This window comes from Pseudomonas sp. XP1, from assembly GCF_053557675.1.
Genome location: NZ_JBNRIJ010000049.1, coordinates 14,830 through 23,986 on the forward strand (window position 1 = coordinate 14,830; position 9,157 = coordinate 23,986).

Annotated in this window: 8 protein-coding genes; 5 read left to right on the forward strand and 3 right to left on the reverse strand. The window is 64.2% G+C overall.

From position 1 onward, the window contains the following. Positions 1–13 precede the first annotated feature (13 nt). The 3 genes from sixA to ACK1U9_RS24330 are packed head-to-tail and all read right to left on the reverse strand — an operon-like array spanning position 14 to position 1,878. Positions 14–472 (reverse strand): phosphohistidine phosphatase SixA, encoded by a 459-nt coding sequence (sixA, locus tag ACK1U9_RS24320; protein WP_041505759.1) that lies wholly within the window; start codon positions 470–472, stop codon positions 14–16. After that, the gene (locus ACK1U9_RS24325) at positions 469–816 is read right to left on the reverse strand and encodes a DUF4389 domain-containing protein (protein ID WP_085601284.1); all 348 of its coding nucleotides are present in this window, start codon (positions 814–816) and stop codon (positions 469–471) included. Before ACK1U9_RS24325 ends, sixA begins: the two co-directional genes overlap by 4 nt. A 36-nt stretch (positions 817–852) precedes the next feature. Continuing rightward, positions 853–1,878: an NAD(P)H-dependent glycerol-3-phosphate dehydrogenase gene (locus tag ACK1U9_RS24330; protein WP_108480223.1), complete on the reverse strand. Its 1,026-nt coding sequence runs from the start codon at positions 1,876–1,878 to the stop codon at positions 853–855. A 221-nt stretch (positions 1,879–2,099) separates the two neighbouring features. Here ACK1U9_RS24330 and ACK1U9_RS24335 point away from each other — a divergent pair, with 221 nt between their 5' ends. From ACK1U9_RS24335 to fabB, 5 genes are all read left to right on the forward strand, one after another. Next, positions 2,100–4,247, forward strand: a complete 2,148-nt coding sequence (locus ACK1U9_RS24335) for a TonB-dependent receptor plug domain-containing protein (RefSeq protein WP_153671722.1) — start codon at positions 2,100–2,102, stop codon at positions 4,245–4,247. Continuing rightward, on the forward strand, positions 4,247–5,137 hold the full coding sequence (locus tag ACK1U9_RS24340) for an ABC transporter substrate-binding protein (RefSeq protein WP_085601283.1): 891 nt from the start codon (positions 4,247–4,249) through the stop codon (positions 5,135–5,137). The genes ACK1U9_RS24335 and ACK1U9_RS24340 overlap by 1 nt, the downstream gene beginning before the upstream one ends. Then, positions 5,134–7,065 (forward strand): ATP-binding protein, encoded by a 1,932-nt coding sequence (locus tag ACK1U9_RS24345; protein ID WP_046615110.1) that lies wholly within the window; start codon positions 5,134–5,136, stop codon positions 7,063–7,065. The genes ACK1U9_RS24340 and ACK1U9_RS24345 overlap by 4 nt, the downstream gene beginning before the upstream one ends. A gap of 207 nt (positions 7,066–7,272) precedes the next feature. Continuing rightward, positions 7,273–7,788: a 3-hydroxyacyl-[acyl-carrier-protein] dehydratase FabA gene (fabA, locus tag ACK1U9_RS24350; protein ID WP_003251509.1), complete on the forward strand. Its 516-nt coding sequence runs from the start codon at positions 7,273–7,275 to the stop codon at positions 7,786–7,788. Between the two features lie 11 nt (positions 7,789–7,799). After that, entirely contained in the window at positions 7,800–9,020 is a 1,221-nt protein-coding gene (gene fabB / locus ACK1U9_RS24355) for a beta-ketoacyl-ACP synthase I (RefSeq protein WP_016711636.1), read from the forward strand. Positions 9,021–9,157: the final 137 nt, after the last annotated feature.

The following is a 9,157-nucleotide window of genomic DNA, read 5'->3' on the forward strand; positions in this document are numbered from 1 at the left end:
GCCCCCCTGGGTTTCAGGCCGGCGAGTTGATCGCCCGAAGGGCCATCAGCCCAGCCAGCGGCCAGTCCCCTTCCAGCTCCGCCAGGCTTGCAGTGCTCATGCCTGCCGGCTGCTGCTGGTGGCCATGCTGCAACGCCCCCACCAGGGTACCCACCAAAGGCTGGTGGCTGACCAGCAGCACATGCTCCAGGCCCAAGCGCTCGATTTCGCCGATGACCTGCTGCACATCACTGTCGGGCGTCAGCCAGGGCACGGTGCGCACCGGCTCGGCGAAACCCAGGGTGTCGTGCACCAGGGCGGCCGTTTGCTGGGCGCGTACGTAAGGGCTGGCGATGATCGCCTGCAGCGGCTGACCCAGCAGGCGGGCGGCGCTGTGCAGCACCTGCTCGCGACCATGGGCGGTCAGCCGGCGCTCGGCATCGCTGTTGGCCCGCGGCTCCGCTTCACCGTGGCGCAGTACCCACAGCTTCACAGCTTGGGCTCCTCGTCACGCACCGGGTGCGGGGCCGGGATCACGGCGTGCGGTGCCTCGCCTTCAGGGGCTCGCGGTGCCGGCCAGTCGGCGAACGGCCAGGGCTTCTGGTCGCTGTGGAAGCTGCCGAAGCGGCCGATCTGCGCCAGATACTGGCTCAGGCTGTCACCGAAGTTCATCAGGCTGGCGCTGGGGGCGCCGTACACCAGGCGGTAGATCAGTTGTACCAGCACCAGGCCACCGAGCAGCAGCTCGGCCAGCTGCCAGACCACCAGGAACACCACCATCCACAGGACCCGCAGGATGATCGACTCGCGCTGGGCGCGTTCGGGCGTATCGTTCATGTGTTGCTCCTTGCTGTTGTCAGAGCCGCTGAAGGCTCAGTTGAAACCGCTGATGGAAATGAAATCGACATCGGTCTTGGGCTCGGCACGCATCAGGTGCTCGATCACCTGGTTCAGCGTGCGGCCTTCGAACAGGATGGCATGCAGGCCTGCCACCAGCGGCATGTAGACCTGCACTTCCTGCGCCTTGGCCTTGAGCACCTTGAGGGTGTTGACGCCTTCGGCCACTTCACCCAGGCGGTTGACCGCCTGCTCCAGGCTCAGGCCCTGGCCAAGCGCGTGACCGACCTGGTAGTTGCGACTCTTGGGCGAGGAGCAAGTGACGATCAGGTCACCGACACCGGCCAGGCCGAGGAAAGTCATGGGATTGGCACCCTGGCTGACGGCGAAGCGGGTCATCTCGGCCAGGGCGCGGGTAATCAGCATGCTCTTGGTGTTTTCGCCCATGCCCAAGGCCACCGCCATGCCGGCGATGATGGCGTAGACGTTCTTCAGCGCCCCGCCCAGCTCAACGCCAAAGCGGTCGGCACTGGCGTAGACGCGGAAGGTGCGCCCATGCAGCACGGCCTGCACCTGCTGGCAGAGTTTTTCGTCCTCGCTGGCAACCACCGTTGCGGTCAGCGCATGTTCGGCGATTTCACGAGCCAGGTTGGGGCCGGACAGCACGCCGATGCGCGCCTCGGGGGCGATTTCCTCGAGGATCTGGCTCATCAGCTTGAAGCTTTGCGCTTCGATGCCCTTGGTCAGGCTGACCAGGCCTTTGCCGCGCAGCAGCTCGGCATGCGGGGCCAGCACGCTGCGCAAGGCGCTCGATGGCAAAGCGACGAAAATCAGCTCGCTGGCTTGCAGGGTGGCCAGCAGGTCGCTGACCGGCTCGACGCCGTCGTGCAGGCGGATGCCCTTGAGGTAGCGCGGATTCTCGCGATTGACGCGCATGGACTCGGCCTGTTCCGGGTCGCGCATCCATTGGCGGACCGGCACACCGTTTTCTGCCAGCAGGTTCGCCACGGCGGTGCCGAAGCTGCCGCCTCCCAGAACTGCAACAGGTTGCTGTTCAGTCATATCCAATCCGTTAAAGCCAAAAATTAAGTGGCGACCCGGCCATTATACGGCTCGCCTGCGACAGAACCAGTGTCAGTACTGGCCTCTTCGCGGGTAAACCCGCTCCCACAGGTACAACGAAGCCTTCAGCAGCGGTGCGCTCTGTGTGGGAGCGGGTTTACCCGCGAAAGGGCCATCACAGGCAATGCAGATCACTGGCAAATACGCCAAGGTCAGTTACCATGCCTGTTTCAATCCTGATACAAGGCCGCTTTGTGTTCCCTGGCACGCCCCCGTACCCGCGCCTGCTCATACTGACTGCCCTGCTCGGTGGCCCGGCCGTGGCCGATGACCTGTTCATCGACAACACGGACCTGCCGCAGGTTCTGACCGCCACGCGCCTGAAACAATCCCCTGCCGCGGTCCCGGGCAGCATGACCGTGCTCGACAGCGAGCTGATCCGCGCCAGCGGTGCCCGCGACATCCCCGAGCTGCTGCGCCTGGTGCCGGGCATGATGGTGGGCTACAACGCCGGCAACCAACCCACGGTCAACTACCACGGCAGCAACGTCAACGATGCCCGACGCATGCAGGTGCTGATCGATGGCCGTTCGGTGTACCGCGCCGGCCTGGCCACGGTGGACTGGAGCGACATTCCGCTGGCCATGGAGGATATCGAGCGCATCGAGGTGTTCCGCGGCCCCAACACGGTCAGCTACGGCGCCAACGCGCTGATGGCAGTGGTCAACATTCTTACCCGCAACCCCGCCGACAGCCATGGCACGCGGCTGAAGATGACCCGCGGCCAGGACGGCATCAACGATTTCTACGCCAGCCACGGCTTCGGCTGGGAGGGTGGCGACATGCGCCTGTCGCTGTCTGGCCAGCAGGACGATGGCTTCGACGAGAACCAGTTCGGCCAGGACTACCGCGACAGCCGTCGGCTGACCCGCTTCAATATCAACGCCAGCCATAGCCTGGCGCACGACCAGACCCTGGAATGGCAACTGGCGGCGAAGGAAGGCAGCAACCAGCGGCCTTATACCTACCAGCCGGTGTTCGCCAAATACGAAGCCGGTAACAACGCTGACGTCAATGCCAAGGACTACGCCGGCTCATTGCGCTGGACCAAGGACTTCAGTTCCGAGCACAGCCTGTATATCCAGGGTTCTGCCCAGCATTTCGACCGCCAGCAGGTGTGGCGCGCCTGTGACGCCTTGCAGTCGTTCAGCCCGGAATTGACCCAGCTCTGGCAGATGAACCCTGACTTCGCCGAAAAGGTGGCGCGCGGCATTGCTACCGGCGCGCCACTTTCGACCAACGATCCCGTCATGAAAGGGCTTCTGGAGAAGGTCCAGCAGCAATGGGCGAACGGTGGCAAGCAGCAGGTCTGCGGCGACGTCGACCAGAGCACCCGCGAAACCCGCTACGACCTGGAAATCCAGGATACCCTGAGCCTGACAGACAGCCTGCGCCTGCTCAGCGGCATGAACTACCGCTATGATCGTGCCGACTCGCAAACCTACTTCAATGGCAGCATCGACGACCAGACCTGGCGCCTGTTCGGCCAACTGGAATGGCGCGCCGACGAGCACTGGATCCTGCAGGGCGGTGCCATGTTCGAGGACTCGCGCCTGTCCGGCAGCTCGCTGACCCCGCGCGTGGCAGTCAACTACCTGATCACCCCGCGCCATGGCCTGCGTGCGGTGTACTCCGAGGCGGTGCGCTCGCCAGACATGTTCGAGAACAATGTCAACTGGAGCTACACGGTCAAGAACCTGACCCCCAACGCTTTCGGCCTGCAGAACGGCGAATACTTCGTCAAGACCCGCGGCCCGGGCGACCTCGACCAGGAACGCATGCGCTCGCGCGAGCTGGGCTACAACGGCTACTTCAGCGACATCGACCTGAACATGGATGTGAAGCTGTTCTACGACGAGATCACTGGAATGATCAGCGAGCCCCTGAAGAACAACCAGTACATCGCCAGCAACGCCAACAAGGCCCGTTTCAGCGGCAGCGAGGCGCAACTGGACTGGCGCCCGACCCTGCGCGACCGCCTGCGCCTTACCTACGCCTACGTGGATGCCTGGGCCAGCAACCCCGCCGACCGACGCCTCAGCGCGCGCAACAGCGGCTCGGCCGGATGGATGCGCGAATGGGGTGACGGTTGGTCCAGCGCGCTGTTCTATTACGGTGACGATGCGCTCAACCAGTACCGTTACGAGCGCCTGGACCTGCGCCTGGCCAAGCGTTTCCGGGTGCATGGCAGCAACCTGGAACTGGCCGCGCTGTGGCAACAGCGCCTGGACGACGAGCCGACCACGGCAATCCAGAACCGCTACGACAGCCGCCACCGCCTGAGCGTCAGCGCGGAGCTGGAGTTCTGATGGCCCTGCTGCTGCGCCTGTTGCTGTTGTGCCTGTGGCCAATGGGGCCGCTGTCCGCCAGCGAAATCGTGTTGGTAGGCGCGGAAGACCAGCCCGGCATTCGCAGTTTCGTCGCTGCGCTGGAAAACCGCAGGCCGCACGATCACGTGCATTTCCAGACCACCGCCGACCTGCCACGCCCGGGCAAGCTCAAGGCTGACCAGCGCCTGATCTTGCTGGACAACGCCGCACTGGAATGGCGCCTTGGGGAAAATGCCGGCCCGCCGGCCCTGGCCATGAGGGTCAGCCGGGTACAGGCTGAACAGCGCCTGGGAAAGTCGCGGCCCGCGTTCCTCACGCTGCTGTGGAGCGACCCGCCGCTGGGCCGGCAGTTGCGCCTGGCGCGCTACCTGCTGCCGCAGGCCCGGCGCATTGGTGTGCTGTACGGTGAGCACAGCAGCTTCCTGCTCGAAGAGCTGCGCCATGCCGCCCGCCCGCTGGGCCTGGAGATCATCGCCCAGGACTGGCCCGACCCTCGCGACAGCCGCCCTCTGCAAAATTTGTTGGCCAACAGTGACGTGCTGCTGGGCCTGGACGACACCGACCTGTTCAACTCCAAGACTGCGAAGAACCTGCTGTTGAGCAGCTACGGCCGTCAGATGGCGCTTATCGGCCCGAACGCCGGGTTCGTCCGCGCCGGCGCCCTGGCCAGCACCTTCAGTGACCAGGACGACTGGCTGGCGGTACTCGACCAGTTGCTCGACCAGCCACCGGCGCGCTGGCCACGCAGCCTGTACCCGGTACGCTTCGGCGTCAGCGGCAACCAGCAGGTGGCGCGCGCCCTGGGCCTTGAACCGATCGATCCGAACGCCGCCGCCAAGGCCCTGGCCGAAGGAGAACCCACCCCATGAGCAAGCGCCTGAGCTGGGACATCCACACCCGCACCCAGATCATCAGCCTCGGCCCTGCCCTGCTGCTGACGTTGCTGCTGATCAGCTTTTTCACCTTCGTGCGTATCCAGGACCTGCGCCAGGAACTGAACCACACCGGGCAACTGATCGCCAACCAGCTGGCGCCAGCCTCGGAATACGGGGTGATCTCGGGCAACAACGAAGTGCTCGAGGGCCTGATGCGCGCCACGCTCAGCATTCCCCACGTGCGCTTCCTCGAGGTGCAGGACAGCCGCAACCACATCCTTGTCTATGTGGAGCAGTCCGACGAAAGCGCCAACCGCGCGCAGCGCGTCGAAGTGTTTCAGGCGCCCATCCGCCTGCAGCAGATCCGCCTGGACAGCGACTTCCTGCAACAGGGCAAAGCCACCACCCCGGCCATCGGCGACGATTACCTGGGCCGGGTCATCGTCGGCATGTCCGATGACGCCTTCAGCCAGCGCCAGCAGGAAATCGTGATCAAGGCCGGCATCCTCGCACTGTTCGCCCTGCTGTTCACCTTCCTGCTGGCGCGCCGCCTGGCCCTGAGCCTGGCCAAGCCGATCAGCGACATGGGCCATGCGGTCAAGGCCATCCAGCAGGGCGAGTACCACACCCTGTTGCCGGTGGTCGATGACAGCGAACTGGGCCACCTGGCGCGCCACATCAATAACCTGGCCCACGCCCTGGAGCAGGCCAGCAATGAACAGAAGCAGGCCATTGCCGAGCTGATCCAGGCCCGCGAGGAGGCCGAACAGGCCAACCGTGCCAAATCGGACTTCCTGGCGATGATGAGCCACGAGCTGCGCACGCCGATGAATGGCGTGCTGGGCATGCTGCAGTTGCTGGAAACCACCCAGCTGAACAGCGAACAGGCCGAGTACACCGCAGTGGCCAGCGAGTCCACAGGGCACCTGCTCAAGGTCATCAACGACATCCTCGACTTCTCGCGCATCGAACGCGCCGCGCTGCAGCTGGAACACATCGACTTCAACCTGGGCGAGCTGATCACCAGCAGCGTCCAGTCATTCCAGCACAGTGCCCAGCAGCGCGGCCTTGCCCTGCACCTGCAACTGCCAGCGGGTATCGAGCAGTTGCAGGTGAACGGCGACCCCACGCGCATCCGCCAGATCCTGCTCAACCTGATTGGCAACGCGCTGAAATTCACCGAACGCGGCCAGGTACAGGTCGAGGCGCGCTGGCAAGTGCTCGACCGGCAACTGATCTGGCTGACCTGCAGTGTGCGTGACACCGGTATCGGCATCGACAACGAGCGCCTGGAAATGATGTTCGTCGCCTTCCAGCAGGCCGACAGCTCGATTTCCCGCCGCTATGGCGGCACCGGGCTGGGGCTGTCGATCGCTCGCACCCTGGCCGAACGCATGGGCGGCAAGCTGCGCGGCGAAAGCCGTGAAGGCCTGGGCTCCACCTTTACCCTGGAGATGCCTCTGGCTCTGGCCAGCCCTGCCCCGGTCTCGCTGACGCTGCCGAGCGCTGCGCCGCCGGCGGTGGCCGACAATGATCAGGTACTGCTGGTAGAGGACAACCCGGTCAACCAAAGTGTCATCGAGGCCATGCTGCGTAGCCTGGGGCTGGCGGTATGCACGGCCGAGGACGGCCTGGAGGCGGTCGAACGGGTCAGCCGGCAGCGTTTTGCCGCCGTGCTGATGGACTGCCGCCTGCCGCTCCTGGACGGCTATGAAGCCACTCGGCGTATCCGCCAGCTGCCCAACGGCGCCAGGCTACCGATCATCGCGCTGACCGCCAACGCCTTGCAGGGCGACCGCGAGCGTTGCATGGCGGCCGGCATGGACGACTACCTGAGCAAACCCTTGCGCCGCACCGAACTGCAGCGGGTGCTGCAGCGCTGGCTACCCGGTCAGACAACCGCGACTGGCGATAAATGCTAAAGTGCGGCAGTCTTAAACACTGGACAGGACCTTCATCGGACCTGAAAATAGACGTTTCAGTGCACACCTGTACTTCTTTCGCCGGGTGCACTGTGACTTTCACCACAACGCAATAGTCTACCTGTAGGCTGCCGCCTCGGACGCGATGCGTATCGGGCCGGCCGGGAAGATTCATCCCCTGCCGCAGGGGGTTATTGAGGAGCTCGCATGACCAAACAACACGCCTTTACTCGGGAAGACCTGCTGCGCTGCAGTCGCGGTGAGCTGTTCGGCCCAGGTAATGCGCAACTGCCCGCGCCGAACATGCTGATGGTCGATCGCATCACCCATATCAGCGAAGAAGGCGGCAAGTACGGCAAAGGTGAATTGGTCGCCGAGCTGGATATCAATCCGGACCTGTGGTTCTTCGCCTGCCACTTCGAAGGCGACCCGGTAATGCCGGGCTGCCTGGGCCTCGACGCCATGTGGCAGCTGGTAGGTTTCTTCCTCGGCTGGCAGGGCCTGCCAGGCCGCGGCCGCGCCCTGGGTTCGGGCGAGGTGAAGTTCTTTGGCCAGGTACTGCCGGAAGCCAAGAAAGTCACTTACAACATTCATATCAAGCGCGTCCTGAAGGGCAAGCTGAACATGGCCATCGCCGATGGCTCGGTCAGCGTCGACGGCCGCGAGATCTACACTGCCGAAGGCCTGCGGGTCGGCGTGTTCACCTCCACTGACAATTTCTAAGGGTTATTCGCATGCGCCGCGTCGTTATCACTGGTCTGGGCATCGTATCGTGCCTGGGCAATGACAAAGCTACCGTCACCGAAAACCTGCGCAACAGCCGTCCGGGTATCCGTTACAACCCGGAATACAAGGAAATGGGGCTGCGTAGCCAGGTTTCCGGGTCCATCGACCTCAACCTCGAAGAACTGATCGACCGCAAGGTCTACCGCTTCGTCGGCCACGCTGCTGCCTACGCCTACCTGGCGATGCAGGATGCGATCAAGGACGCCGGCCTGACCGAAGAGCAGGTTTCCAACCCCCGTACCGGCCTGGTGGCTGGCTCTGGCGGCGCCTCGACCCTGAACCAGATGGAAGCGCTGGACACCCTGCGCGAGAAAGGCGTCAAGCGCGTCGGCCCGTACCGCGTTACCCGCACCATGGGCAGCACCGTTTCGGCATGCCTGGCCACCCCGTTCAAGATCAAGGGCATCAACTACTCGATCTCGTCGGCCTGTGCCACTTCGGCACACTGCATCGGCACCGCCCTGGAGCAGATCCAGTGGGGCAAGCAGGACATCGTCTTCGCCGGTGGCGGTGAAGAAGAGCACTGGAGCCAGTCGTTCCTGTTCGATGCCATGGGCGCCCTGTCGACCAAGCGCAACGAAACCCCGGAACTGGCCTCGCGCGCCTACGATGCCGACCGTGATGGCTTCGTCATCGCTGGCGGCGGCGGCATGGTGGTGGTCGAGGAGCTGGAACACGCCCTGGCCCGTGGCGCCAAGATCTACGCGGAAATCGTCGGCTACGGCGCCACTTCCGACGGCTACGACATGGTTGCGCCAAGCGGCGAAGGTGCCATCCGCTGCATGCAGCAGGCGCTGTCGACCGTCGACACCCCGATCGACTACCTGAACACCCACGGCACCTCGACCCCGGTCGGTGATGTTGCCGAGATCAAGGGCGTTCGCGCCGTGTTCGGCGACAAGGCACCGAAGATCAGCTCGACCAAGAGCCTGTCGGGTCACTCGCTGGGCGCTGCCGGCGTACACGAGGCGATCTACTGCCTGCTGATGATGGAAAACAACTTCATCGCCGGCTCCGCCAACATCGACGAGCTGGACCCGGAGGTCGCCGACCTGCCGATCCTGCGCAAGACCGAAGAAAACGCCAAGATCGACACGGTCATGAGCAACAGCTTCGGCTTCGGCGGCACCAACGCCACCCTGGTGCTCAAGCGCTGGGAAGGCAAGTAAGACGCTGCTGCGGTAAACGAAAACGCCCCGACTGGTTCGGGGCGTTTTCATTTGTATCGCCTGTACCGGCCCTATCGCCGGCAAGCCAGCTCCCACAGGTACTGCACAGGCTTCGGAACCTGCGCAGTACCTGTGGG